The sequence below is a fragment of the Streptomyces cyaneus genome (genome assembly GCF_004028635.1).
Taxonomy (GTDB): domain Bacteria; phylum Actinomycetota; class Actinomycetes; order Streptomycetales; family Streptomycetaceae; genus Streptomyces; species Streptomyces cyaneus.
The window spans coordinates 927,257-953,722 of the sequence record NZ_ML138678.1; the positions used below are offsets into that span (position 1 = coordinate 927,257).

The window sequence follows — 26,466 nt, forward strand, 5'->3', positions numbered from 1 at the left end:
GTCCCTTTCCGTTGGGCGCGGTGGGCGTGGTCACGGTGCGCTCCCTGACGTGGTGCTGATCTGGCCAGTGTGCACCACAGCACCGACAACGCCACCTCACCACTGACAACGCCACCGCGATCCGGCCCGAGCCCCGCTGGACGAACTCACCGGGGCGGCAGGCGAGCCGCTACCAGCGAGGCACCGACGGCGTCACCCAGCCGGGGTCGGCGACCCGCATCGCGGCCGCGTCGTCGCGGTCCCGGAGCGAGCCGTCGTCTTCCAGCCACCGCCGGTGCAGCTCCGCCAGCTTCTCGCGGTCCAGCTCGACACCGAGGCCGGGCGCGTCGGGCACGGCGAGCTTGCCGCCCTCGAAGGTGAGGCGCTCGGTGAGGACGTCCTCCAACTGCCAGGGGTAGTGGGAGTCGCAGGCATGGTGGAGGTTCGGGACGGTCGACGCCACGTGGGTCATCGCGGCGAGGGAGATGCCGAGGTGGGTGTTGGAGTGCATGGACACCCCGACGCCGAAGGTGCGGCAGATCGCGGCCAGTTGCTGGGTGTTGCGCAGCCCGCCCCAATAGTGGTGGTCGGAGAGGACGACCTGGACGGCGTCCCGCGTGAACGCCTCCTTGATCTCCGCGAACGTCGTCACGCACATGTTGGTCGCCAGCGGCACGTCCGTGCGCGCGGCGACCTCGGCCATGGCGGCCGTGCCGAGGGCCGGGTCCTCCAGGTACTCGAGGACGTCCCCGAGCTCCCGCGCCACCCTCAGCGAGGTCTCCACGGACCAGGCCCCGTTGGGGTCGAGGCGCAGTGGGTGCCCGGGGAAGGCCTCCGCGAGGGCCCGTACGGCCGCGATCTCCTCGTCCGGCGGAAAGACACCGCCCTTGAGCTTGAAGGAGGTGAACCCGTACCGCTCGGTGAACTTCCGCGCCTGCTCGACGACCCCGGCCGGGTCGACGGCGGCACCCCAGTCGTCCTTCTCGGCCGCGACGCCCTCCGGGTGGTCGGCCCACTTGTAGAAGAGGTACGCGCTGTACTCGACCGCGTCGCGCACCTTGCCGCCGAGCAGCGCGTGCACGGGCAGCCCGAGCGCCTTGCCGAGCGCGTCGAGGCAGGCGACCTCGAAGCCGGAGACGACGGACAGCCGCAGTTTGTCGGCGGTCTGGACGCCGCGCAGCCCGCCGACGTCGACCTGCCCCAAGACCCGGGACTGATCGACGGCCACCTCGTCGGCGACGACGAACAGGCCGTTGAGGTCATTGACTTGACGACCGATCAGCTTCTTGGCGAAGGGGCGGGCCAGCTCAAGGTACTTGGTGTCGCCGTACGTCTCACCGACGCCGATGGCCCCTCCCGCCGTCTCGACCTCGACGATCAGGCGGGGTGTGTACGGCTGGTGGACGCCCTGGGTGTTCAGCAGCGGCGGGTCGGCGACCAGGATCGGCGTCAGGCGGACATCGGTGATCGTGAGGTTCACAGTGCGGCTCCTACGAGGTCGAGTCCGGCGGCGAGCAGGGTGCGGAGGTCGGCCAGGTCGGCGGCCGACGGGTCGGTGAGGGGGGCGCGTACGGGGCCGACGGGGCGGCCGCGCAGCCTGGCCGCTGCCTTCACCAGGGAGACGGCGTATCCCGGCACCCGGTCGCGGAGTTCGACGAGCGGGACGTAGAAGTCGCGCAGCAGCTTGTCGACCGTGCCGTGGTCGCCGCCCTGCAGGGCGGCGAAGAAGGTGTTCGCGATCTCGGGGGCGAAGGCGTGGACGGCGGAGGAGTAGGCCGGGACGCCGACGGCGGCGTAGGCGCGGGCCTGGATCTCGGCGGTGGCGGCGCCGTTGAAGAAGAGGAAGCCCTCGGGGGCGGCGAGGGTGAGGCGCTGGAGGCGGTCGAGGTCGCTGTGGCCGTCCTTGAGGCCGATGACGTTCGGGGTACGCGCGATGCGCTTCAACGACCCGGCGGTGAAGGCGACTTGGCCGCGCTGGTAGGCGACGAGGGGCAGCCGGGTCCGGGCCGCGAGCTGCTCCAGCTGGGCGACCAGGCCGTCCTGCGGGGCGGCGACGAGGTAGTGCGGCAGGACGAGGAGGGCGTCGGCGCCGGCCTCCTCGGCGATGCGGGCGAACCGGGCGGCCTGCGCCCAGCCGTAGCCGGTCCCGGCGACGACGGGCACGCGCCCGCCCGCTTCCTCGACGGCGATCGAGACGACCTGCCGGTACTCGTCCTCGTCCAGCGAGAAGAACTCGCCGGTGCCGCAGGCGGGGAAGACGGCGCCGGGGGCGGTGGCGATCTGGGCGGCGACATGGGCGCGGAAGCCGTCCGGGTCCAGCGAGCCGTCCTCGTGGAAGCTCGTGAGCGGGAACGACAGCACCCCTTGCGCCATGCCGTCCCGCAAGCGCCGGACCGTGTCCGTCTCGAGACTCACCGAGCCCACCTCGCTATCTCCCCATGTAGACATCATCCACGTATGAAAATGGAGATTAGATACGCGAACGGTGACAGTCAATGGCGCGGTCGATCCGATTCGAGCCGATTACGATCGCCCCATGTCAGAGACAGGCGGCGTCCGCGAGGTGAAGTCCGCGGCGCGGACGGTCGAGTTGCTGGAGCTCCTCGCCGCGCGCGGCGACCGCCCCGCACGCCTGCAGGAGCTGGCGGACGCCCTGGAGGTGCCCCGCAGCTCCATGTACGCGCTGCTGCAGACCCTGATCTCCCGCGGCTGGGTCCGCACCGACGTCACCGGCTCGCTCTACGGCATCGGCATCCACGCCCTGCTCACCGGCACCAGCTACCTGGACTCCGACCCGCGCGTCCGCGTCGTACGCCCGTACCTGGACGAGGCGTCCGAGGCGCTGGGCGAGACGATCCACATGGGGCGGCTGGACGGCCGGGACGTGGCGTATCTGGCGACGCGGGAGTCGCACGAGTACCTGCGGACGATCAGCCGGGTGGGCCGCCGCCTCCCGGCGCACGCGGGAGCCCTGGGCAAGGCGCTGCTGGCCGAACGCCCCGACGGCGACCTGCCCGAGGGCCCGTACGAGTCCCTCACCCCCAACACCCACACCACCCGTGAGTCCCTCGCCGCCGATCTCGCCGAGGTGCGGGCGCGCGGCTACTCGGTCGACCGCGAGGAGGGCGTCCTCGGCATCGTCGGCTTCGGCTTCGCCCTGCGCTACGACTCCCCGGCCCAGGACGCGATCAGCTGCTCGGTGCCGGTGGCCCGGCTGTCGGCGGGGCATGAGGAGCGGATCGTCGCGGTGATGCGGGAGATCAGGGCGAAGATCGAGGCGACGGTTCCCGGCGGGGTCGGCGGCAGCGGGTCGGTGCACTGGCGCAGCTGAAGCGCCAGGCGAGGGCACCTTCTACCCGCACTATCCCTCCCCAAACAGAACGTGCCCCAGATCACACCCCCCTCCCTTCTTCACTCCTGTCCCTGCTTGATACAAATTCCTCGCGCGTTCCTGTCCGTCGACGGCCTGCGCCCTCCCCTCTTCGAGCCGCTTCTTTCGCATGCCCTGGGAACGCCCGTGTTCGCCCCCCGCACCACCCCCTGGCCCCTCGTTGCCCTTTTCACGGCCGGGTACCTCGCCCCGTATCTGCTGCCGACGGTCGTCGGCAGGCTCGACTCCGGGCTTCCGCTCTCCCCCACCCAGGCGGGCGCCGTCGGCAGCGCGCTGCTGCTGAGCTCGGCGTCGGCGGGGTTCGCGCTGGCCTCCCGCGTCGAACGGATCGGGGCGCGGACCCTGGCACGCATCGGACTCGTCCTCGCCGTCGTCGGCTACGGCGGGGCGGCGCTCACCCACGCCGTACCGGCCGTCGTGCTCGGCACGCTCGTCGGCGGGTTCGGCTCGGGTACGGCGACGGCGGTCGCCGCCACCGGAATCGCCGCCCTGCGCGACCCCCACCGAGCCACCACCCTCGGCCTCCTCGGCGTCTCCGCCCTCGCGGGCGCCGTCTATCTGACGGTCCCCCACCTCGGCCCCGGGCACGGCCTCCCGCTCGCCGCGATCGCCCTCACGGCGCTCGCCGTAGGGCCGCTGACGGGACGGCTCCCCGCCGCCACGGCCACCTCACGACAGGGCTGGGACACCTCCCCCGTCCCCCACCGCCGCCAGGGCCTGATGCTCGCCGCCTGCATGCTGTGCTGGTCCCTCGCCCAGAACTCCCTCTGGGGCGTCAGCGGCCGAATCGGCCTGAACCAGGCGCATCTGACGGAGGCCACGGTCGGCGCGGTGTTCGCCGTGGCGCTCGGCGCCGGGCTGCTGGGCGTCACCGGGGCGGGCGCGCTCGGCCCGCGCCTCGGCCGCGCGCTGCCCATCGGCGCGGGCACGGCCCTCATCGCGGCCTGCATCGCGCTCAGCGCGTCCGCCACCGACCTGACGACCTTCGCCACCGGCGAGATCGCCTGGAACACGCTCTACCCGATCGTCCTGTCGTACGTCATCGGCCTCGCCGCCTCCCTCGACACCCGCGGCCGCTGGGCGGTGCTCGTCGGCTCGGCGTCGTCGCTGGGCACGGCGGCGGGCCCGCTGACCGGAAGCGTGCTGTCGGCGCAGGCCGGGTTCCCGGTCATGGGCGCGGTGCTGGCGGTCGGGCTGCTGGTGATCGCCGTACCGATGACGGCGGTGGCGCTGGGCACGGGCAGGCGCCCGATGCCGGTGGTGGAGATCGCGGTGGAGGCACCTGCCTACGACAAGGCAACAGCAGCCTGAGCGCCCTGAAGGGGCGCGGGGCTGTGCTGGATTTGCGGCTACCGCCACGTGGGCGCGACCAGCCCCCACCGGCCCGCAGCGTCGTCACTCACCTACGAGAACTCGTACGCCTCGACCTCCGCGAGATACCTCTCACGCCTCGCCTCGTCATCCTCCAGGAAGGCCGCCAAAAAGGAGTTCCGAGCCAGCTCGCGCAGCCGGTCCTCGGTCAGGCCCAGCGCCGAGCGCACCGCGTCGAAGTTGTCGCCGGCGTACCCGCCGAAGTAGGCCGGGTCGTCGGAGTTGACCGTGCACATCAGCCCGGCGTCCAGCATGGCGGGCAGGGGGTGCTCGGCGAGGACGTCGACGGTCCGCAGCCGCACGTTCGACAGCGGACACAGCGTCAGCGGCACCCGCTCCCGCACCAGCCGCTCGACCAGCGCCGGGTCCTCCATGCACCGCAGCCCGTGGTCGACGCGCTCGACGCCGAGGACGTCGAGGGCCTCGGTGATGTAGGCGGGCGGCCCCTCCTCACCCGCGTGCGCGACGCGCCGCAGGCCGAGGGCGGCGGCGGCCTCGTACACCTCGCGGAACTTCACCGGCGGGTGGCCGACCTCGGCCGAGTCCAGGCCCACGCCGACGATCCGGTCGAGATACGGCTCGGCGGCCCGGAGCGTCTCCATGGCCGACTCGGCGGAGTCGTCGCGCAGGAAGCACATGATGAGCCGCGTGGAGACGCCGTGGTTGGCCTCACTGCTCCCCAGCGCCCGCCACAGCCCCTCGACGACCGTCCCCAGCTCCACCCCCCGCTTGGTGTGGGCCTGCGGGTCGAAGAAGATCTCCGCGTGCCGCACGCCCTGCGCGGCGGCGCGGGCGAGGTAGGCGTTCGCGAGGTCCTCGAAGTCCCGCTCGGTGAGCAGGACGGCCATGAGCTCGTAGTACAGGTTCAGAAAGGACTGGAGGTCCTCGAACTGGTAGGCCTTGCGGAGCTCGTCGGTGTCGCCGTAAGGCAGCTGGACGCCGTTGCGTCCGGCCAGTTCGAAGGCGAGCTCGGGTTCGAGGGTGCCTTCGATGTGGAGGTGCAGTTCTGCTTTGGGGAGGGACATCGAAGCATCGTACGGCGGTCTCATCGACGTTTCGGTAGCGGCACCCGGAGCAGGTCGTGTGCGACCGTCAACTCCCCGTCGAAACCGGCGTCCCGTGCCTGCCGCTCGAACTCGTCGGGCTCGGTGTAGCGCTGACTGAAGTGGGTGAGCACGAGATGCCGTACGCCACAGTCGAGCGCGACGCGGGCGGCTTGACCGGCGGTCAGGTGACCGTGCTCGACGGCGAGTTCGACATCCTCGTCCAGGAAGGTGGACTCGATGACGAGCATGTCGCAGCCGTCGGCCAGGGTGTACACCCCGTCGCACAGCCGAGTGTCCATGACGAACGCGAACCGCTGCCCGCGCCGCACCTCACTGACGTCGTCGAGGCAGACCCCGCCGAGCACCCCCTCCCGCTGGAGCCGCCCGACGTCCGGCCCCTTGATGCCGTGCGCGGCGAGCCGTTCGGGCAGCATGCGGCGGCCGTCGGGCTCGACGAGGCGATAGCCGTACGACTCCACGGGGTGCGACAGCCGGGCGGTCTCCAGCCGGTAGCCACCGGTGTCGGTTATGACGCCGTCGGCGCTGACCGGGGCCTGCGCGAGGTCGACGGTCTCGCGGTAGGCGGTGGCGTAGCGCAGCCGGTCGAAGAAGCGCTGGCCGGAACGCGGGTAGTGGGCGGTGACGGGATGCGGAACCTTGTCGAGGTTGATCCGCTGGATGACGCCGGCGAGGCCGAGGGAGTGGTCCCCGTGGAAGTGGGTGACGCAGATCCGATTCAGGTCGTGCGCGGCGACTCCGGCACGCAGCATCTGCCGCTGCGTGCCCTCGCCGGGGTCGAAGAGGATGCCCTCCCCGTCCCACCGCAACAGATAGCCGTTGTGGTTCCGGTGACGGGTCGGCACCTGGCTCGCTGTCCCGAGGACAACCAATTCACGCACGGACAAGGCGACTTCGACCTACTTCGAGTTCTTTCGACTTACTTCGACTTACTTCGACTTATCCGGGGGGCCACTGCAGGCCGCGGCCGCCGAGGATGTGGGCGTGGGCGTGCCAGACGGTCTGGCCGGCGCCGGGACCGGTGTTGAAGACGATGCGGTAGCTCTCCAGCTTGTCCTCGTCGGCGACGGCCTGGGCCTCGCGCAGGACGTCCGCGGCGAGGGTCGGTTCGGCGGTGGCGAGGGCGGAGGCGTCCCGGTAGTGCGCCTTCGGGATGACCAGGACGTGGGTGGGCGCCTGGGGGTTGATGTCCCGGAACGCGACGGTCGTGTCCGTCTCCCGCACGATCGTCGCCGGGACATGTCCCTCGGCGATCTTGCAGAACAGACAGTCGTCCTGCGGCTCCCCTGCCATGCGTTGCCTCCTGACGCCGGGTGATCTCTTACGGGGGCATGCTATCGCCGGGCCGCCAGGGTTCCTCGCCCCCGCCGCCCCTACCCTTCCCGTCCTTGAAGGGGCTCCGCCCCTTCGACCCCACCAGGGGGCTCCGCCCCCTGGACCCCCGCTCCTCAAACGCCGGAGGGGCTGAGTTTTCCAGCCCGCCCGGCATTCGAAGACGAGGGGGCTTCACCTCTCAGCGCCGGCCAGCATCATCCAGCCCGTCCGGCGTTTGAGGACGAGGCCCGTTCAGGGCCGAAGCGGGGGTCTGGGGGCCGCAGGCCCCCAGGGACGGGACGGGTAGGGGCGGCGGGGGCGAAGAGGGCTCAGTGGTCCGGCAGCGGTGGCGCTGACTTCGCCGGGCGTTCCTCCAGCCCCGCCAACGCGATCCGCACCGCCTCGTCCAGCTGAGCATCCCGCCCCGCCACCCAGTCCTGCGGACGCTGCACCACCTCCACGTCCGGATCGACCCCGTGGTTCTCCAAGTCCCAGCCGTACCCCTCCAGCCAGATGGCGTACTTCGGCTGGGTGATCAGCGTGCCGTCGACCAGCAGATACCGACTGTCGATCCCGATCACACCGCCCCACGTCCGCGTCCCCACCACCGGCCCCAGCCCCAACGCCTTGATCACCGCGTTGACGATGTCCCCGTCGGAGCCGGAGAACTCGTTCGCCACCGCCACCACAGGCCCCCGCGGGGCGTCCGCCGGATAGCTGTACGGGCGCATCCCGCGGGGCACCTCCCACCCCACGATCCGGCGTGCCAGCTTCTCCACGACCAGTTGCGAGGTGTGCCCGCCGCCGTTCTCCCGGATGTCCACGACGAGCCCCTCCCGGGCCACCTCGACCCGCAGGTCGCGGTGGATCTGGGCCCAGCCCGGCGCCTGCATGTCCGGCACATGGAGGTAGCCGAGCCGCCCGCCGGACTTCTCGTGGACGTACGCCCGCCGGTCCGCCACCCACGCGTGGTACCGCAGGGGCTCCTCGTCGGCGATCGGGACCACGACCGCATGCCGTACGTCCCCACCCCCGGTCGGCGAGATCGTCAGCTCCACGGCCTTACCCGCCGTACCGACTAGCAGCGGCCCGGGCCCGGTCACCGGATCCACCGGCACCCCGGCGACCGCCACGATCGCGTCCCCGGCCCGCACCGCGACCCCCGGCGCGGCCAGCGGCGCCCTGGCCTCGGGGTCGGACGTCTCGGACGGCAGGATGCGGTCGATCCGCCAACTGCCGTCCGGATGGCGGGAGATGTCGGCGCCGAGCAGCCCCTGCCGGGCCCCGCCGCCGTACCCGCCGCGCGACGCGACGTACGCGTGCGAGGTGCCCAGCTCGCCCTGTACCTCCCACAGCAGATCCATCAGGTCGTCGTGGGTGGCGACCCGGTCGAGCAGCGGGCGGTAGCGGTCCAGCACCCCCGTCCAGTCCACGCCGTTCATGTCCGGCCGCCAGAAGTGGTCGCGCATGATGCGGCCGGTCTCCTCGAACATCTGCCGCCACTCCGCCGACGGGTCGACGCTCTGCCGTACGCGCGTCAGGTCCACGGTGATGTTCGAGTCGCTGTCGTCGTCGCCGGAGGCCCGCCGGTCGCTGGGGACGACCTTGAGCCTGCCGTCGGTCCACAGCAGCAGCCGCTTGCCGTCGCCGCTGACCTCGAAGTGGTCGGCGTCGTCGGCGAGATGCTCCACGCGCCGCTGGAGCAGGTCGTAGCGCTCCATCTCGGTCTTGGGCTCGGGGTCGTCGGGTGTGGCCCGGGAGGCACCGAGGGCGCCGCGTACGGGATGCCGTAGCCACAGCACTCCGTCCTTCGCGGCCCGCAGATTGGTGTAGCGGGCGGCCTCGACCGGGAACGGCACGATCCGGTCGGCGAGCCCTTCGAGGTCGATCCGGGTGGCCGGGGTGCCCTCGCTGTCGGGTGTCTCGTCCTTGTCGGGCGCGTCGAAGGGGCGTCCGTGCCGCTGCGGACCGAAGGGGGACGGGGTCGTCGCCGCCAGGGTGATCAGGTGGGGGCGGGAGCCGACCACGAAGGCGAGGTCGAAGACGTGCTCGTCGTAGACGGGGTCGAAGGCCCGCGTCGACAGGAACACCAGGTGCTTGCCGTCCTGGGTGAACGCGGGCGCGTAGTCCTGGAAGCGCAGCGGGGTCGCCTCGGAGACCGACAGGTCGGTGGTGTTGGCGAGTTTCAGCTGGCTCAGCGGGCGCGGGCCGGGGTGCGACCAGGCGAGCCAGGCCGAGTCGGGCGAGAAGACCAGCCCGGAGACGTCCCCGTCCTCGCTGCGGTCGACCTCGCGGACCTCGCCGGTCTCCCGTTCGACGAGCAGCAGCCGCCCGTCGTGTGCGGCGACCGCCGCCCGGCTCCCGTCGGGCGCCATGGCGAGCTCCAGGACCCGGCCCAACTGCCCGGCGCCGAGCCTGCGCGGTGTGGCCCCCGGTGCGAGCCCGGTCGCGGGCGCGAACTCCAGCGCGTCGTCGCCCTCCGCGTCCGTCACCCACACCACCCACTCCTCGCCCTCCGCCCGGAAGGTGCGCGGCAGCCGGGCCCGTACGCCGGGCTCGGCGGCGAGCGCACGGGCGGGACCGGAGCGATGGGTGACCCAGTGCACGGCGCCCCGGACACAGACCGCGCTGCCGCGCGCGGTGTGGTCGGGCGCCGCCGCCCCGAACGAGCGGGCGGCGTTCAGCGGGTAGGGCTGCCGGTCGGTGCGCTGCCCGCCGAGCCGGATGTCGAGCGGGCGCGGCTCGGCGCCGTCGAGGTCGTCCAGGAGCCACAGTTGCCCGGCGCAGGCGTACACGACCCGGGTGCCGTCGCTCGCGGCATGCCGGGCGTAGAAGCCCTCGAGGGGCGTGTGGCGGCGTAGATCGGACCCGTCGGCGAGGGACGAGTACACGGCCCCGACGCCCTCATGGTCGGAGAGGAACGCGATCCGCTCCCCCACCCACGTCGGGTACTCGATGTTCCCGTCCAGCTCCTCGTGAAGCCGTACGAAGTCACCGTCGCCCTCGGCTCCCCGATCGATCCACAACTTGCCCGCCGTACCGCCCCGGTAGCGCTTCCAGCGCGCCGCCTCCAGCCCCATCGGCGCCGACGCGAGCACCAGGTGGGGCCCGTGGACGACATCGGCGACGGGGCCGTACGGCAGCACGGTGGCCGGTCCGCCGTCGAGCGGGACCGTGTGGGCCCAGGTGCGGCGGCTGCCCGCCTGGCCCTGGGCGCTGATCGCGAGGACCTCGCCGTCAGGGGTCCAGCCTCGCACCCGGGTCTGCCAGCTGCCCCAGTACGTGAGGCGCTTCGAGGGGCCCCCGTCGACCGGCGCGATGTGCACCTCGGGGGCGCCGTCACGGGTGGAGGTCCAGGCGACGGTCGTACCGTCGGGCGAGATGCGCGGCAGGCTGACCGGCACGTTGTCGGCACTGACCCGCCAGGCCCGGCCACCGTCGAGGGGGGCGAGCCATACGTCGTCCTCGGCGGTGAAGGCGACCAGGTCGCCGTGCAGATGCGGATACCGGAGATACGAAGACGATCCGGGCGTCACGGACTGAGTCACCCGATCACCATAAGCAGGGGCAGCGTCCGGGGACAGACCTTTGGATCACTTGCCCAACTCCCGGCCGGGTGCGCTCACTTGCCCTCCGGCCAGCAGTTCGGGCGCTCCTGGCAGTAGACGGTCTTGGTGACGGTCACCGTGACCGTGGGCCCGGGCTGCTGTCCGTTGCCGGGCGGGTTGACGGGCGAGGGCGTGGCATTGCAGTTGCCCAGCCCGTTGACGTGGAACCACTCCTTGCCGTCGATCTTGGCGACGAGGTCGCCGCGCACACAGGCGCCGCTGACGGCCCGGGTGATCCTGCCGGTGACGGTGATGTCCTTGCCGTCCTTGGTCTCGCCTTCGCAGTCGACCTTGACCACGGTGTTCTCGCTCGCCGTCGGCGCGGCGGAGCCACCGTTGCCTTTGCCGTCCGCGTTGTCGTACGAGCCCGTGCAGTTGAGCCACTGCACGTCGGCCTTCTGCCGCTCCAGCTCCGCGGTCACGGTCTGGTCGGTCGTGAAGGCCACGGTCGCACTGCTCAGCCCGCCCGGATCACAGGCGACCGCCCCGCCGACGGCGACCACGGCGAGACCCGCCACGCCTGCCACGCGCACCACATGCGTGCGACGACCTGCGCGACCCGTGCGCTCCATGCGACCGGCGCGATCCCAAATCCTCCTGAACGCCCCCATGGACGGCAGCCTGCCACTGTCCCCGCCGACGCGGTAGAGCGCATACGGCCACTGACTGCTCTCGCACGTCACAATCGAGCTGTCGCTCAACCCACCCTGCCCGGAGGACCGTTGCCCCCCTCACGGATCCCCGCCCGCGCCCTGCCCGCGCCGCGCACCCCGGACGACGCCGATCAGGTCGGCGCGGACACGGTGACGGACCCGGCGGGACCGCCCGCGCCACCGCGCCGGCGCCGGGTGCGAATGCTCGTCGACGTGGTCGACCATCCGGATGAAGTCGCCTATGTGACAGCCCTGTTCGAGGAGCGCGGCTGGGCCGTACGCCTGGCGGAGGGCGACGAGGCGGCGCCCGGCGTGGCGCACCGCACCACGCTGGTCGTCGAGGTCCGCCTGCACGGAGCCCGCCTCGGCGCCCTGCGCACGGCCACCCGCGGCATCTCCAACGGCTACTCGTACGTCGGATGCGTGGCGACCGGCCCCGGGCGGCTGCTCAATCTGCGCGAACCCGGTGTGGTACGCGGGATCGTCGACGAGGCGACGGCCCGCCGACTCCTGCCAGGGGGCGCGGAGTTGGACGGCTGGGAGCTGTTCGACGCCGTCCTCAGCCGCGCAGCAGCAGCCACTCCTGCAGCTCCACCAGGTTCCCCTCCGGGTCCTTGAGGTGGGCGACGCGCATGCGGTCGGTCATCGGGGCGGGGCCGTGCAGGAGGGTCGCACCGCGTGAGGTGATCCGCTCGCAGCAGGTGTCCAGATCGTCCACCCGCAGCACCACCAGGGAGCGGTGCCCGTTGGCGGCATCACCCAGCTCGCCCAGCACCTCGGCCATCATCGCCCGGTCCTGAAGGGCGATGCCCGCCGAGCCGACGGCGGGGCTGAACTTCTCGTACGGCCCGTTCGTCGCCCCCGACTGCGGCTTGAGGCCGAGGACGTCGGCGTAGAAGCGGTAGCAGGCGGCGAAGTCGCCGACCAGCAGCCGTACTTGGGCGAGTTCCAAGGCGAACGTCCCTCCCGGGGTCAGGACCAGCGGCCGGTGCGGCCGAGGAGCAGTGCCGTCGCCGCGGTTCCGGCGGTGGAGGTGCGCAGGACGGTACGGCCCAGACGGTACGCCTTGGCGCCCGCCTCCTCGAAGAGGGCCAACTCCTCGGGGGCGACGCCGCCTTCGGGGCCGACGACGAGCACGATCTCGCCCTCGGCGGGCAGCTGGGCCGTCGCCAGCGGCTCGCTGCCGTAGTCGCGGTCCTCGTGCAGTACGGCGGCGAAGTCGGCCTGGGCGAGGAGGGCCGCGACCTGCTTGGTCGTAGCCGCGTCCGCGACCTGGGGGAAACGCACCCGGCGTGACTGCTTGCCGGCCTCACGGGCGGTGGCCCGCCACTTGCCGAGGGCCTTCGCGCCCCGCTCGCCCTTCCACTGCGTGATGCACCGGGCGGCCGCCCAGGGCACGATCGCGTCGACGCCGGTCTCGGTCATGGTCTCGACGGCCAACTCACCGCGGTCCCCCTTGGGAAGGGCCTGGACGACGGTGATACGGGGCTGCTGCGCGGGTTCCTCGGCCACCGCACCCAGCCGCAGAACCAGCCGGTCCTTGCCCTCGGTGTCGACCACCTCGCACTCGGCCCAGCGACCGTCGCCGTCGGTGAGGACGACGGCCTCCCCCGCCCGCAGCCGCTTCACGGAGACGGCATGCCGTCCCTCGGGCCCGTCGAGCACGTACTGCTGCCCGTCCCCGGCCGGGAGGTGCTCGACCACGAACACGGGAGCGGTCATGAGCCCGCACCGCCCTTGGGCAGAGCCGACAACGCTGTCGCCGCGGCGTCCAGCTCGGCGGCCAGCACCTCCACCAGCTGCCCGGCGGGCAGTTCACGCGCCATCCGGTGCCCCTGCCCCGCCCACAGGGCCATGCCCTGCGCGTCGCCGGACGCGGCGGCCTTCTTGCGCAGGGGCGAGGTGAGGTGGTGGACCTCGGGATAAGCGGCGGGGGCGTACGGCCCGTGCTCGCGCAGGAAGCGGTTGACGAGGCCGCGGGCGGGCCGCCCGGAGAAGGCGCGCGTCAGCTCGGTCCGTACGAACAGGGGGTTGGTCAGCGCCTGCTTGTGCAGGGCGTTGGCGCCGGACTCCGGGGTGGCGAGGAACGCCGTCCCGAGCTGGGCGGCACTGGCGCCGGCGGCGAGCGCGGCGGCGATCTGGCTGCCGCGCATGATGCCGCCGGCGGCGACGATGGGCAGGCTCACGGCCTCACGGACCTGCGCGATGAGCGACAGCAGCCCGATGCCGGTGCCGTCGGTCTCGGGGTTGTCGCGATGCGTGCCCTGGTGGCCGCCGGCCTCGATCCCCTGCACGATCACGGCGTCGGCACCGGCCCGCTGCACGGCGAGGGCCTCGTCCGGGGTGGTGGCGGTGACGAGGGTGAAGGTCCCGGCACGCCGAAGCGACTGCAGCACCTCACTGCTGGGCGCACCGAAGTGGAAGGAGACGACGGGCACGGGATTGTCGAGCAGCACGGCGAGCTTGGCGTCGTACCCGTCGTCCCGCCCGCTGTCCGGGTCCCCCAGCTCGATCTCGTACCAGGCGGCCTCGCCGGCGAGCTGATGGGCGTAGACGTCGACCGCGGCCGCGTCGGCATACTCGGGCTGCGGCATGAACAGATTGACCCCGAAGGGCCGCCCGGTCAGCCCCCGCAGCTGCTTGATCTCCTGGTACATCCCGTCGGCGGTTTTGTACCCGGCGGCGAGAAACCCCAGCCCACCGGCCTCGGACACGGCAGCAGCGAGCTGCGGCACGGAGACGCCGCCTGCCATGGGGGCCTGCACGATCGGAAGCGGGAAGAGATCGGTCAGTGCGGAGGACATGACGGCATGTTGTCACGTCCTCCGAACAAGTCCGAATCGACCCTTCCCCTTGGCATAGGCCAACATATTCCCAAGGGGAACAGCACGGGCTCAGCGCCCGTTGAACGCATCCTTCAGCCGCGAGAACAGCCCCTGCTGCCCAGGCTGACTGTGCCTGCCCGGGGGCCGACCCCCGGACCCCCAGCAGCGTCCCCGCAGCTCACGTCAGCGCCCGTTGAACGCATCCTTCAGGCGCGAGAACAGCCCCTGCTGCCCAGGCTGGAACTGCCCCGTCGGCCGCTCCTCGCCCCGGAGCTTGGCGAGCTCGCGCAGCAAGCGCTCCTGTTCGGGGTCCAGCTTGGTCGGTGTCTGTACCTCGACGTGCACGATGAGGTCGCCGCGGCCGCCGCCGCGCAGGTGTGTGACTCCGCGGCCGTGCAGCGGGATCGACTGGCCGGACTGCGTACCCGGCCGGATGTCGACCTCCTCCAGGCCGTCCAGCGTCTCCAGCGGCACCTTCGTGCCGAGCGACGCCGCCGTCATCGGGATGGTCACCGTGCAGTGCAGGTCGTCGCCGCGCCGCTGGAAGGTCGGGTGCGGGAGTTCATGGATCTCGACGTAAAGGTCACCGGCCGGACCGCCGCCCGGGCCGACCTCGCCCTCACCGGCGAGCTGGATCCGTGTGCCGTTGTCGACACCGGCCGGGATCTTGACCGTCAGGGTGCGGCGCGAGCGCACGCGGCCGTCGCCCGCGCACTCCGGGCACGGCGTCGGGACGACGGTGCCGAAGCCCTGGCACTGCGGGCAGGGGCGGGACGTCATGACCTGGCCCAGGAAGGACCGCGTCACCTGCGACACCTCACCGCGGCCGCGGCACATGTCACACGTCTGGGCGGAGGTGCCGGGGGCAGCCCCCTCACCGTTGCAGGTGTTGCAGACGACGGCCGTGTCGACCTGGATGTCCTTCGTCGTACCGAAGGCCGCCTCGTCGAGCTCGATCTCCAGCCGGATCATCGCGTCCTGGCCCCGCCGCGTACGCGACCGCGGACCGCGCTGGGACGCCGTACCGAAGAACGCGTCCATGATGTCCGAGAAGTTCCCGAAGCCGCCCGCGCCGAAGCCGCCGGCTCCCGCGCCGCCCGCCTGGGACAGCGGGTCGCCGCCCAGGTCGTAGACCTGCTTCTTCTGCGGGTCCGACAGCACCTCGTAAGCGGCGTTGATCTCCTTGAACCGCTCCTGGGTCTTCGGATCCGGATTGACGTCCGGGTGCAGCTCGCGCGCGAGCCGCCGGAAGGCCTTCTTGATCTCTTCCTGCGACGCGTCGCGACGCACGCCGAGAACGGCGTAGTAGTCCGTGGCCACTTACGACTCCGCCAGGATCTGTCCGACGTACCGTGCCACTGCGCGTACCGCTCCCATCGTTCCCGGGTAATCCATGCGGGTCGGTCCGACCACGCCGAGCTTGGCGACTGCCTCGCCGCCCGAACCGTAGCCGACCGACACGACAGACGTGGAGTTGAGTCCCTCATAGGCGTTCTCGTGCCCGATGCGCACGGTCATGCCCGAATCCCCCGCCTCGCCAAGGAGTTTGAGGAGTACGACGTGCTCCTCCAGGGCCTCCAGGACGGGCCGGATGGTGAGGGGGAAGTCATGCCCGAAGCGGGTGAGATTGGCGGTGCCGCCGATCATCAGCCGCTCCTCGTTCTCCTCGACGAGCGTCTCCAGGAGGGTGGAGAGCACGGCCGAGACGGTGCCGCGGTCCTCTATGTCGAAGGCCTCGGCAAGGTCCTCGACGAGCCGCGGCACATCGGTGAAGCGCCGCCCCGCGACCCGACTGTTGAGCCGCGCGCGTAGATCCGCGAGCGAGGCCTCACCGAAGGGTGCGGGACAGTCGATCATCCGCTGCTCGACCCGTCCGGTGTCCGTGATCAGCACGAGCATCACGCGCGCGGGCGCGAGCGACAGCAGCTCGACGTGCCGGACGGTGGACCGGGTCAGCGACGGGTACTGCACGACGGCGACCTGCCGGGTGAGCTGCGCGAGCAGCCGCACGGTCCGCGCCACGACGTCGTCGAGGTCTACGGCGCCCTCCAGGAAGTTCTGGATGGCGCGCCGCTCCGGCGGGCTCATCGGCTTGACGCCGGCGAGCTTGTCGACGAACAGCCGGTAGCCCTTGTCGGTCGGGATCCGCCCGGCGCTGGTGTGCGGCTGGGCGATGTAGCCCTCGTCCTCCAGGGCCGCCATGTCGTTGCGAACGGTCGCCGGGGAGACGCCGAGGTTGTGCCGCTCGGTGAGCGCCTTAGAGCCCACCGGCTCCTCGGTCCCGACATAGTCCTGGACGATGGCGCGCAGCACCTGAAGCCTGCGTTCACTCAGCATCCGCGCACACCTCCAGTTTCGTCCCCTTGGCGCCTTGCCTGGCACTCTGTCCGCCCGAGTGCCAGCCGTCCCCGGCCCAGTGTACGGCGGTGGGGTACACCCCGGGCAAGGCCGGTCCAGCACCACCGTGCCGGACGGTGGTGTCTTGGTTAGCGTCGCCGTATGACGGTGACTTGGGAAGAGCTGGGGTGGGAGCGGCTGGCGGCCGGGGTGGGGCGGTGCCGGCTTCCGGGCTGGGACTGCACGGCGGGGCTGGTCGTCGGGGAGGGCGGCGCGCTGATCGTCGACGCCGGGTCGAGCCTCGCTGAGGGCGTGCGGTTGCGGACGCAGGCGCAGTGGCTCGCCGGTCACCGTGTGACTCATCTCGCGCTGACGCATCCCCACTTCGATCATGTCTTCGGGGCGGCGGCGTTCGCCGGCGCGCAGGTCTACGGGGCGGTGGGCCTGGACACGGTGTTCGCACACGAGCGGGCGGAACTGCGCGCGGACGCCGTACGCAACGGCCTGGACCAGGACGCGGCGGACGAGGCGATCGACGCCCTGGTCCACCCGCACCACCAGGTGAGCGGCGAGTGGACCCTCGACCTGGACGACGGCCGCCAGGTCCTGCTGGCGAACGTGGGCCCGGCCCACACGGCCCATGACCTGGTCGTGCTCGTGCCGGGCGCTCCCGGCTCCGCCGAGGTGGTCTTCTGCGGCGACCTGGTGGAGGAGTCCGGCGAACCCCAGGCCGGCCCCGACGCCGTACCGTCGCACTGGCCGGCGGCCCTGGACCGCCTGCTGGACCTGGGCGGCGAGGACGCGCTGTACGTGCCCGGTCACGGAGCGGTGGTGGACGCCGAGTTCGTACGACGCCAGCGCGACACCTTGGCGGCCCGATTCGGCGTGTCGCTGTGATTCCGCGGGACGCGCGGGCGGGGCTTCTCCTATCGTCACTCGAATGCGCCAGTACTCACCCGACCTCACCCCACCCTGGAAGAAGCCCAAGCCCGTCCCCGAGGTCCCGGCGGAACCGGGCCTGGTGGTGGAGGAGCCCGGCACCGGTTTCTGCGGCGCGGTGATCCGTTGTGAGGCGGGCACGGTGACGTTGGAGGACCGCTTCGGCAAGCATCGGGTGTTCCCGCTGGAGCCGCGCGGGTTCCTGCTGGAGGGCAAGGTGGTGACCCTCGTCCGGCCGACGTCCTCCGCTCCGGTGCGCCCCACCCGTACCGCATCCGGTTCGGTCGCCGTCCCGCAGGCACGCGCGCGCGTGGCCCGCGCCGGCCGTATCTATGTCGAGGGCCGGCACGACGCCGAGCTGGTCGAGAAGGTGTGGGGCGACGACCTGCGCATCGAGGGCGTGGTGGTGGAGTACCTGGAGGGCGTCGACGACCTGCCGTCGATCGTCGCCGACTTCGCGCCCGGGCCGGACGCGCGGCTGGGTGTGCTGGTGGACCACTTGGTGCCGGGCAGCAAGGAGTGGCGCATCGCGGAGGCGGTGACGAGCGAGCACGCGCTGGTCGTCGGCCACCCGTACATCGACATCTGGGAGGCGGTGAAGCCGTCGTCGCTGGGGATCGCGGCGTGGCCGCGGGTGCCGCACGGGCAGGACTGGAAGACCGGGGTGTGCCGGGCGCTGGGGTGGCCGTCGGAGAACACCGGGGCGGTGTGGCAGGCGATTCTGGGGCGGGTGGGGTCTTACAAGGACCTGGAGCCGGAGTTGTTGGGGCGGGTGGAGGAGCTGATCGACTTCGTTACGGGTAGCGGTGGGGCTTGACGTCAGGAAGCGTTCCGAACTCGCTGGTGTCCAGTTCGACCCCCAGAGCCTCCAACGGGACTGGATCGCCGAACTTGATGATCTCCTGGCTGAGGTAGTCGGCGTCGTCACCCTGGCCCGCGGGCTTCGTCAGCAGCACGCAGTGCCCCATGATCGGGTCGAGAATTAGGTAGGTGGGGATCTTCCCGGCGGCATAGATCGAACGTTTGATCACATAGTCCTGATGGACGCTGGACTTGGAGACGACCTCCACGACCATCGTGACCAGCTTGGAGGGCAGCAGACGGCCCGAGTCGGGTAGGGCGTCCCGCTCCACGACCACCAGGTCCGGTACCGGCTCGCTGGCCTCGTCCAGGATGTCCACGTCCTGGGTCTGAAGGCGAAACCAGTGCTGTCGCGGGATCTGGTCCTGGACATCGGCAACGATCATGTTGTGCACGATGTCAGGGCTGGCCATCATCACGATTACCCCCCGGAGGAGCTCCATCTTGACGCCCTCAGGGGGCTCAAGCTCCTCGAAGATCTTCACCATGCCGGTGGTCATCGGTCGGTCGTCCACAGCGGTCATCTCCGCAGCCCTCCGGTTTCCGCCACCGTGCAATTACGGGAGCAGCCTACGAATCAGGTTAGGGATCGAACCGGCGTTCCGCACCGATTCACTCGCCCGAGTGATCAGTCCACCAAATCCCTGACCACCGCATCCGCCAGCAACCGCCCCCGCAACGTCAGCACCGCACGCCCCTCCCCATACGGCCCCTCCTGCAACAGCCCCTCCCCCAACGCCCGCCGAGAAGCCGCAAGCCCCTCCTCCCGCAGCAGCTCCAGCGGCACCCCCTCCCGCAGCCGCAGCTCCAGCAGGATCCGCTCGACCCTCCTGTCCTCCTCCGACAACAGCTCCCGCCCCGCCCCCGGCGACCGCCCCGCCGCCAGAGCCGCCGCATACGCCCCCGGATGCTTCACGTTCCACCACCGCACCCCGCCCACGTGCGAGTGCGCTCCCGGCCCCGCGCCCCACCAGTCGGCGCCCCGCCAGTACAGCTCGTTGTGCAGGCAGCGGCCGGCCGCGGAGGTCGCCCAGTTAGAGACCTCGTACCAGTCGAAACCGGCCGCTGTGAACGTCTCCTCGGCGATCAGGTACCGGTCCGCGTGGACGTCGTCGTCGGTCATCGGGACCTCGCCCCGGCGGATACGACGCGCCAGCTGCGTGCCTTCCTCGACGATCAGGGCGTACGCCGACACATGGTCCGGCCCGGCACCGATCGCCGCCTCCAGGGACGCCCGCCAGTCGTCGTCCGACTCGCCCGGTGTGCCGTAGATCAGGTCCAGATTGACGTGCTCGAAGCCCGCCGCACGGGCCTCCGCCACACAGGCCTCCGGGCGCCCCGGCGTGTGCGTGCGGTCCAGCACCTTCAGCACATGCTGCCGGGCGCTCTGCATGCCGAAGGAGATCCGGTTGAAGCCGCCCCGGCGGAGGGTGGCCAGATACCCCGGGTCCACCGAGTCCGGGTTCGCCTCCGTGGTGATCTCCGCGTCCGGCGCCAGGCCGAACTCGTCACGGATCGCCCCCAGCATCCGTACGAGGTCGTCGGCGGCCAGCAGCGTGGGCGTACCGCCGCCGACGAAGACCGTGCGGACCTCGCGCGGGTCGTCGCCGAGGACCTTGCGGGCCAGGCGGATCTCGTCGATGAGGGTCTCGGCGTAGTTGTCGCGGGACGCCAGGACGCCGCCCGTGCCGCGCAGCTCGGTCGCCGTGTAGGTGTTGAAGTCGCAGTAGCCGCAGCGGGTCGCGCAGTACGGGACGTGCAGGTAGAAACCGAGGGGGCGGTCGGCGGACCCGGTGAGCGCGGACGCGGGGAGCGTGCCGTCGTCGGGGACGGGCTCGCCGTCGGGGAGTGCGGAGGGCATGGGTTCCATTGTCCAGCACGCGCGCGTACTCCCCGGAACCCGCTACTCGGCCTGCAGTACCAGCAGCGCCAGATCGTCCTCCGGCGGACGGCCGCTGAACTCGTGCACCAGCCTTCGGATGCGTTCCGCGATCAGCTCGGCGTTCAGGCCCGTGCACCCGGCGAGCGCGGTCGCGAGGCCGTCGCCGTCGTCGAACTGGCGGGAGCCGCTGCGTCGCTCCGTCACCCCGTCGGTCACGCACAGCAGGGTGTCGCCGGAGCGCAGCTCGAAGGTCTCGCTGGTGTACGTCGCGTCCTCGACGACCCCGAGGAGGGTCTGCGGGTGCGCGGCCGTGTGGACCTCGCCGCCCGCGCCCAGCAGCAAGGGGAGCGGGTGTCCGGCGGAGGCGAGGGTGCAGCGGATGCCGCCGTCGAACGGGGTCAGTTCGCCGTAGAGCAGGGAGAGGAAGCGGGTCTGCGGGCCGTCGCCGGGTGGGACCGGGCCGACCAGGGCGCGGGCGGCGGCGTCGGCGGCCTCCGTGGCGTCGTCGAGGAGGAGCTGGTTGAGGCGGTCGAGGACGTCGGCGACGCGGTAGCCCTCGCGGGCGAGGAGCCGCAGCCAGGGCCGGGCGATGCCGATCACCACGGCCGCCTCGGGGCCCTTGCCCTGGACGTCGCCGATGGCGAAGCACCAGCGGCCGTCGCCGGCCGGGAAGAGGTCGTAGAAGTCACCGCTCGGGCCGCCCTTGTCGCACGGCTCGTACACCAGGGCGCTGGCCACCCCGGGGATCTCCGCGACGGCACCGGGCAGCAGACCGCGCTGCAGGACCCGGCTGATGGTGGCCTGCCGGGCGTACTGGCGGGCGGCGCCGATGGCGAGGGCCACCCGGCGGCTGAGGTCCTCGACGAGCCCGGTGACCTCGTCGGGGAAGCGCATGAGGTCGGCCCGCCCGATGACCAGCGTGCCCAGCGGGCGGCCGCCGGCGATCAGGCGGTACGCCAGCGCCGTGCCGCGCACCCCGCGCGCGCCGAGCGCCTCACCGGGCCAGGGATAGGGGACGGGCCCGGTGCGGTGGTTGTCGGGGGAATGCGGCGGCTCCTTCTCCAGGGCGCGGCGGAGTTCCTCGATGAGGTTCTCGGAGCCGTGCCAGACCCGGGCCAGCCGGGGCCCGGTGCCCACGACGGCGTCCGCCGTCCAGCCTCCGCCGCCCTCGGCGTCACCGGATCGGGGGTATCCCCAGCGTCCGGCCATCTCGTCCTCCAGCCACACCGCGCACCAGTCCGCCAGCCGAGGCACGATCAGCTGGCCGGCCAGCGCGGCGACCAGGTTCTCGTCGAGCTGCCCGGCGAGCAGGTCGGAGGCCTCGGCGAGGAACGACAGGGCGCCCCGGTTGAGCCAGTCCCGGTCCCGCTCGGCGCGCTGGGGCTCCGGGGCGAGGATCTCGGCGACGCGCAGCCCGCGCTCCAGCGCACGCTCCTCGGCGTACGCCTCGACGTCGTCCCTGGCCGCGATGGGGTCCTCGGCGGGCAGCCGCGCCCACACGATCTTGGCGCCGGTGCGATAGGTGACGCCCCAGGACTCGGCGAGGCGGGACACCAGCCGCAGTCCGCGCCCGTACTCCGGTGTCTCGTACGGCGCCTCGATCTCCGCGTCGCGCGGGGCCCGCGAGGGGTGGTGGTCGAGGACCTCGACGACGAGGGCGCCGGTGTCCTCCTCCAGTCGGCAGGTGAGCTCGACATCGGTACCGGCGTGCACGACGGCGTTGGTGACGAGCTCGCTGACGGCCACGACGGCGTCGTCGACGAGACGTTCGGTGAGGTGCTCGGTGCCGGGGATGCCGGAGGCGGCCCATTCGGTCAGGGTGTTGCGCACGAGGGTGCGGGCGGAGCCCGGGGAGAGCGGGCTGCCGGGGAGGGTGGTGCGGGTCTCGGGGTGCCCCGGCTCGTGCGCAGGCGCACCACAGGCACGGGTAACGGTCTCCCGTTGTGCCGGAATGGCCCCCATGGACAGCTCCCCGAACGGTTCGGACGAATACGCCTCAGTCGACGCCGACAGAGTGACAGACTGGCCACGCCCATAAGCACCGAGTTACCGAAGTGGGCCGCCATGAGTGAGAACCGTGCTACGCGTGTGCTCGAAGACGGACAGAAAGACGGTCAAATTCGAGCATCGGATCTACGCCCGCTGCTCGCCGCGATGACCGCGGCCCGAGACGGCGACTTCCGCAGGCTGCCGGAGGCCGGTGAGGGAGTGGTGGCCGAGCTGACGGCGGTCTTCAACCAGATCATGGACCGCAGTACGCACTTCAACCGTGAAGTGCAGCGGGTCAAGCGGGAGTTGGTACGCCACGGCCGACTCGACGAGCGGCTCTCGGCGAGCCCGGGGCCGGGCGACTGGACGACCCGCGTCAACGACGTCAACCACGTGCTCGACGCCTTGGTGGCCCCGGCGGCGAACGCGACGCGTGTGCTCGACGCGGTGGCCGGCGGCGACCTCACCCAACGGGTCGATCTGCACGACGGCAGCCGCCAGTTACGCGGCGACCTGCGCCGCCTGGGCCGGGCCGTGAACAAGATGGTCGACCAGCTCTCCCTGTTCACCGGCGAGGTCACCCGCGTCGCCCGCGAGGTCGGCACCGAGGGCCGGCTGGGTGGCCGGGCCAAGGTGCAGGGCCTGTCGGGCAGTTGGCGGGACGTGACCGAGGCCGTCAACACGATGGCGTCCCGGCTGACGGCCCAGGTGCGTGACATCGCCCTGGTGACCACGGCGGTGGCCCGCGGCGACCTGACCCGCACGGTCACCGTCGAGGCGACCGGCGAGCTGCTCGAACTGAAGCTGACCGTCAACACGATGGTGGACCAGCTCTCCGCGTTCGCCGACGAGGTGACGAGGGTCGCCCGTGAGGTGGGCACGGAAGGGCAGCTGGGCGGGCGGGCTCAGGTGCGGGGCGTCTCCGGCGTCTGGAAGGACCTCACCGACAACGTCAACTTCATGGCGTCGAACCTGACCTCCCAGGTCCGCAACATCGCCCAGGTGACGACGGCCGTGGCCAACGGCGACCTGAGCCAGAAGATCACCGTCGACGCCCAGGGCGAGATCCTGGAGCTCAAGTCGACCATCAACACGATGGTGGACCAGCTCTCCGCCTTCGCCGACGAGGTCACGCGCGTGGCCCGCGAGGTCGGCACCGAAGGAAACCTGGGCGGGCGGGCTCAGGTGCGGGGCGTCTCCGGCGTCTGGAAGGACCTCACCGACAACGTCAACTTCATGGCGGACAACCTGACCTCCCAGGTCCGCAACATCGCCCTCGTGTCCACCGCCGTGGCCCAGGGCGACCTCGGCAAGAAGATCACGGTCGAGGCGAAGGGCGAGATCCTCGAACTGAAGTCGACCATCAACACGATGGTGGACCAGCTCTCCGCCTTCGCCGACGAGGTGACGAGGGTCGCCCGCGAGGTCGGCACCGAAGGAAACCTCGGCGGTCAGGCCCAGGTCCGAGGCGTCTCCGGCGTCTGGAAGGACCTCACCGACAACGTCAACTTCATGGCGCTGAACCTGACCTCCCAGGTCCGCAACATCGCCCAGGTGACGACAGCCGTGGCCAACGGCGACCTGTCGAAGAAGATCACCGTCGACGCCCGCGGCGAGATCCTCGAACTCAAGGACACCGTCAACACGATGGTGCAGCAGCTGCGCGCCTTCGCCGACGAGGTCACCCGCGTGGCCCGCGAGGTCGGCACCGACGGCCGGCTCGGCGGGCGGGCGCAGGTGCTGGGCGTCTCCGGGGTCTGGCGGGACCTGACCGACAACGTCAACTACATGGCCGACAACCTCACCTCACAGGTGCGGAACATCGCCCAGGTCACCACGGCCGTCGCCAACGGCGACCTCTCCAAGAAGATCGACGTGGACGCGCGCGGCGAGATCCTGGAGCTGAAGACCGCCATCAACACGATGGTCGACACCCTGTCCTCCTTCTCCTCCGAGGTCACCCGCGTGGCCCGAGAGGTCGGCTCCGAGGGCCAACTCGGCGGTCAGGCCCGGGTCGAGGGCGTGTACGGCACCTGGAAGCGCCTGACGACGAACGTGAACGAGCTGGCGTCGAACCTGACCACCCAGGTCCGCGCGATCGCCGAGGTCGCCTCCGCCGTGGCCCAGGGCGACATGTCCCGCTCGATCACGGTCGAGACGCGCGGCGAGGTCGCCGAGCTGAAGGACAACATCAACCTGATGGTGGCCAACCTCCGCGAGACGACCCGCGCCAAGGACTGGCTGGAGTCCAACCTGGCCCGCCTCGCGGCCCTGATGCAGGGCCACCGCGACCTGATGGAGGTCGCCGACCTGCTGCTGCGCGAGCTGACCCCGCTGGTGAACGCCCAGTACGGCGCGTTCTTCCTGGCCGACCCGGACGAGGAGAGCGCCGCGCTGCGCACCACGATTCCCGCGAAGGGGCTGGCCTTCATCGCCGGGTACGGCTCGGCGCAGGGCGCGACCGTCGAGACCGGCGGACTCCCGGTGCACGGCCTGGTCCGGCAGGCGGCCCGCGAGAAGAAGCGGATCCTCGTCGAGGAGGCCCCGCCGGACTACATCAAGATCAACAGTGGGCTCGGTGAGGCGGCCCCCACCAGCGTCGTCATCATCCCGATCCTCTTCGAGGACAAGCTCCTCGGCGTGATCGAGCTGGCGTCCTTCTCCCGCTTCTCCGACGTGCACCTGGCGTTCTTCGACCAGTTCGTGAACACCATCGCCGTGGCGATCAACACGATCATCGCCAACTCCCGTACGGAGTCACTGCTCGGCGAGTCCCAGCGCCTGGCCATGCAGCTCCAGGAACGCTCGGACGAACTCCAGATGCAACAGGCGGAGCTGCAGCGCTCCAACGCCGAACTGGAGGAGAAGGCAGCACTGCTGGCGACCAGCTCCCAGTACAAGTCGGAGTTCCTGGCCAACATGTCCCACGAACTGCGCACCCCGCTGAACTCCCTGCTGATCCTGGCGAGGCTGCTCTCGGACAACCCGGACGGCCACCTCTCCGACCAGGAGGTGCAGTTCGCGACGACGATCCACCGCTCCGGCTCCGACCTGCTCCAGCTGATCAACGACATCCTGGACCTGTCGAAGATCGAGGCGGGCCGGATGGACGTACGCCCGAAGAAGCTGCCGCTCATCAAGCTCCTGGACTACGTCCACGCCACCTTCCGCCCCCTGACCCTCGACCGGGGACTCGCCTTCGAGGTGTCGGTGGGCGAGGACGTGCCGCGCGAGATGTACTCGGACGAGCAGCGCCTGCAGCAGATCCTGCGCAACCTGCTGTCCAACGCGATCAAGTTCACCGCGACGGGCCGGGTCGAGCTGCGGGTGAACCGGGTGAAGGACCCCGAGCACCACTACGTCCACGAGGGCGACGAGGTGATCGCGTTCGCGGTGACCGACACCGGTATCGGCATCGCGGCGGAGAAGCTCCCGGTGATCTTCGAGGCGTTCCAGCAGGCCGACGGCACGACCAACCGCAAGTACGGCGGCACGGGCCTCGGTCTGTCCATCAGCCGGGAGATCGCGGGCCTGCTGGGCGGCCGTATCGTCGCCGAGAGCGAGCCCGGCAAGGGCTCCACGTTCACGCTGTACGTCCCGGTCGTCAGCCCCGGTCACGCGGCGACCGGCCCGGTGCCCGAGGACCGTCCGCTGCCGGTGCCGGAGCAGCTGTCGGCCGAGCGCTTCTCGACCACCCACGACGCGGACGACTCCTGGCCGACGCCGACCAAGCTGGAGGCGTGGCAGACGGGCCGGGCGGGCCAGGTGCTCCCGGGCCGACGGGTGTTGATAGTGGACGACGACATCCGCAACGTCTTCGCGCTCACCCATGTCCTGGGCCGGGTCGGCATGCCCGTCCTGTACGCCGAGAACGGCCGCGAGGGCATCGAGACGCTGGAGCGGAACCCGGACGTCGAACTCGTCCTGATGGACATCATGATGCCGGAGATGGACGGCTACGAGACGATCTCCGCCATCCGCCGCACCCCGCGCTGGACGGACCTGCCCATCGTCGCGCTGACCGCGAAGGCCATGCCCGGAGACCGGGAGAAATCCATCGCGCGGGGCGCCAACGACTACGTACCGAAACCGGTGGACGTGGATCAGCTCCTGACCGTCGTCTGCGACCTCCTGGACCCCGAGGGCGCGGAGCGGCAAGAGCGTGCCGCGGAACCGGACACCACCACAGCGCCGGGACCGAGCACTTCCGACGAGGAAGAGGTCGTCCCGCCGACGATCACCGAATGAGGCCA

Annotated in this window: 21 protein-coding genes; 6 read left to right on the plus strand and 15 right to left on the minus strand. The window is 71.3% G+C overall.

What is annotated here, in order from left to right; translation table 11 throughout:
* Positions 1-169: 169 nt before the first annotated feature.
* A complete protein-coding gene (locus EHO50_RS04160; RefSeq protein WP_128428414.1) occupies positions 170-1,459 on the minus strand; it encodes a glucarate dehydratase family protein in 1,290 nt (429 codons plus the stop codon).
* Entirely contained in the window at positions 1,456-2,394 is a 939-nt protein-coding gene (locus EHO50_RS04165) for a 5-dehydro-4-deoxyglucarate dehydratase (RefSeq protein WP_128428415.1), read from the minus strand. The genes EHO50_RS04160 and EHO50_RS04165 overlap by 4 nt, the downstream gene beginning before the upstream one ends.
* Before the next feature lie 121 nt (positions 2,395-2,515).
* Here EHO50_RS04165 and EHO50_RS04170 point away from each other — a divergent pair, with 121 nt between their 5' ends.
* Together EHO50_RS04170 and EHO50_RS04175 are read left to right on the plus strand one after the other, a co-directional pair.
* Entirely contained in the window at positions 2,516-3,310 is a 795-nt protein-coding gene (locus tag EHO50_RS04170; protein WP_128428416.1) for an IclR family transcriptional regulator, read from the plus strand.
* A 186-nt stretch (positions 3,311-3,496) separates the two neighbouring features.
* Entirely contained in the window at positions 3,497-4,681 is a 1,185-nt protein-coding gene (locus EHO50_RS04175; protein ID WP_128428417.1) for an MFS transporter, read from the plus strand.
* Between the two features lie 92 nt (positions 4,682-4,773).
* On the opposite strand, the gene EHO50_RS04180 is transcribed toward EHO50_RS04175, so the two are convergent.
* From EHO50_RS04180 to EHO50_RS04205, 5 genes are all read right to left on the minus strand, one after another.
* Positions 4,774-5,766: an adenosine deaminase gene (locus EHO50_RS04180; RefSeq protein WP_164904745.1), complete on the minus strand. Its 993-nt coding sequence runs from the start codon at positions 5,764-5,766 to the stop codon at positions 4,774-4,776.
* Between the two features lie 20 nt (positions 5,767-5,786).
* Entirely contained in the window at positions 5,787-6,692 is a 906-nt protein-coding gene (locus tag EHO50_RS04185) for a ribonuclease Z (protein WP_128428419.1), read from the minus strand.
* Positions 6,693-6,744: 52 nt separating this feature from the next.
* Complete coding sequence (locus EHO50_RS04190; protein ID WP_128428420.1) at positions 6,745-7,098, minus strand: histidine triad nucleotide-binding protein; 354 nt, start codon at positions 7,096-7,098, stop codon at positions 6,745-6,747.
* Between the two features lie 350 nt (positions 7,099-7,448).
* Complete coding sequence (locus tag EHO50_RS04200; RefSeq protein WP_246101010.1) at positions 7,449-10,667, minus strand: S41 family peptidase; 3,219 nt, start codon at positions 10,665-10,667, stop codon at positions 7,449-7,451.
* A 74-nt stretch (positions 10,668-10,741) separates the two neighbouring features.
* The gene (locus tag EHO50_RS04205) at positions 10,742-11,299 is read right to left on the minus strand and encodes a hypothetical protein (protein ID WP_164904746.1); all 558 of its coding nucleotides are present in this window, start codon (positions 11,297-11,299) and stop codon (positions 10,742-10,744) included.
* 150 nt (positions 11,300-11,449) lie between these two features.
* Between EHO50_RS04205 and EHO50_RS44485 the strand changes: the two genes are divergently transcribed.
* Positions 11,450-11,998 (plus strand): hypothetical protein, encoded by a 549-nt coding sequence (locus tag EHO50_RS44485; protein WP_181449547.1) that lies wholly within the window; start codon positions 11,450-11,452, stop codon positions 11,996-11,998.
* On the opposite strand, the gene EHO50_RS04215 is transcribed toward EHO50_RS44485, so the two are convergent.
* The 5 genes from EHO50_RS04215 to hrcA all read right to left on the minus strand — a co-directional run bounded on the left by EHO50_RS04215 (position 11,940) and on the right by hrcA (position 16,542).
* Positions 11,940-12,332 (minus strand): VOC family protein, encoded by a 393-nt coding sequence (locus tag EHO50_RS04215; protein WP_128428423.1) that lies wholly within the window; start codon positions 12,330-12,332, stop codon positions 11,940-11,942. The genes EHO50_RS44485 and EHO50_RS04215 overlap by 59 nt on opposite strands.
* Positions 12,333-12,352: 20 nt before the next feature.
* Positions 12,353-13,102 carry a 16S rRNA (uracil(1498)-N(3))-methyltransferase gene (locus tag EHO50_RS04220; RefSeq protein WP_128428424.1) on the minus strand — a complete coding sequence of 250 codons (750 nt, stop codon included), beginning with the start codon at positions 13,100-13,102 and terminating at the stop codon, positions 12,353-12,355.
* Entirely contained in the window at positions 13,099-14,184 is a 1,086-nt protein-coding gene (locus EHO50_RS04225; RefSeq protein ID WP_128428425.1) for a nitronate monooxygenase, read from the minus strand. The genes EHO50_RS04220 and EHO50_RS04225 overlap by 4 nt, the downstream gene beginning before the upstream one ends.
* A 204-nt stretch (positions 14,185-14,388) precedes the next feature.
* Positions 14,389-15,525, minus strand: coding sequence for a molecular chaperone DnaJ (gene dnaJ / locus EHO50_RS04230; RefSeq protein ID WP_128428426.1), 1,137 nt, complete (start codon positions 15,523-15,525; stop codon positions 14,389-14,391).
* The gene (gene hrcA / locus EHO50_RS04235; RefSeq protein ID WP_128428427.1) at positions 15,526-16,542 is read right to left on the minus strand and encodes a heat-inducible transcriptional repressor HrcA; all 1,017 of its coding nucleotides are present in this window, start codon (positions 16,540-16,542) and stop codon (positions 15,526-15,528) included. It lies immediately after the preceding gene.
* 162 nt (positions 16,543-16,704) lie between these two features.
* Here hrcA and EHO50_RS04240 point away from each other — a divergent pair, with 162 nt between their 5' ends.
* Positions 16,705-17,439, plus strand: a complete 735-nt coding sequence (locus tag EHO50_RS04240; protein ID WP_128428428.1) for an MBL fold metallo-hydrolase — start codon at positions 16,705-16,707, stop codon at positions 17,437-17,439.
* A gap of 43 nt (positions 17,440-17,482) precedes the next feature.
* Positions 17,483-18,298, plus strand: a complete 816-nt coding sequence (locus EHO50_RS04245) for a DUF3097 domain-containing protein (protein ID WP_128428429.1) — start codon at positions 17,483-17,485, stop codon at positions 18,296-18,298.
* Here the strand turns inward: EHO50_RS04245 and EHO50_RS04250 are convergent.
* The 3 genes from EHO50_RS04250 to EHO50_RS04260 all read right to left on the minus strand — a co-directional run bounded on the left by EHO50_RS04250 (position 18,276) and on the right by EHO50_RS04260 (position 22,186).
* Positions 18,276-18,866 (minus strand): Uma2 family endonuclease, encoded by a 591-nt coding sequence (locus EHO50_RS04250; protein ID WP_128428430.1) that lies wholly within the window; start codon positions 18,864-18,866, stop codon positions 18,276-18,278. The genes EHO50_RS04245 and EHO50_RS04250 overlap by 23 nt on opposite strands.
* 104 nt (positions 18,867-18,970) lie before the next feature.
* Positions 18,971-20,203 carry a radical SAM family heme chaperone HemW gene (gene hemW, locus EHO50_RS04255; protein WP_128428431.1) on the minus strand — a complete coding sequence of 411 codons (1,233 nt, stop codon included), beginning with the start codon at positions 20,201-20,203 and terminating at the stop codon, positions 18,971-18,973.
* A gap of 42 nt (positions 20,204-20,245) precedes the next feature.
* Positions 20,246-22,186 (minus strand): SpoIIE family protein phosphatase, encoded by a 1,941-nt coding sequence (locus tag EHO50_RS04260; RefSeq protein WP_128428432.1) that lies wholly within the window; start codon positions 22,184-22,186, stop codon positions 20,246-20,248.
* Positions 22,187-22,378: 192 nt separating this feature from the next.
* Between EHO50_RS04260 and EHO50_RS04265 the strand changes: the two genes are divergently transcribed.
* Entirely contained in the window at positions 22,379-26,461 is a 4,083-nt protein-coding gene (locus tag EHO50_RS04265; RefSeq protein WP_425472126.1) for a HAMP domain-containing protein, read from the plus strand.
* The last annotated feature ends 5 nt before the right edge of the window (positions 26,462-26,466 follow it).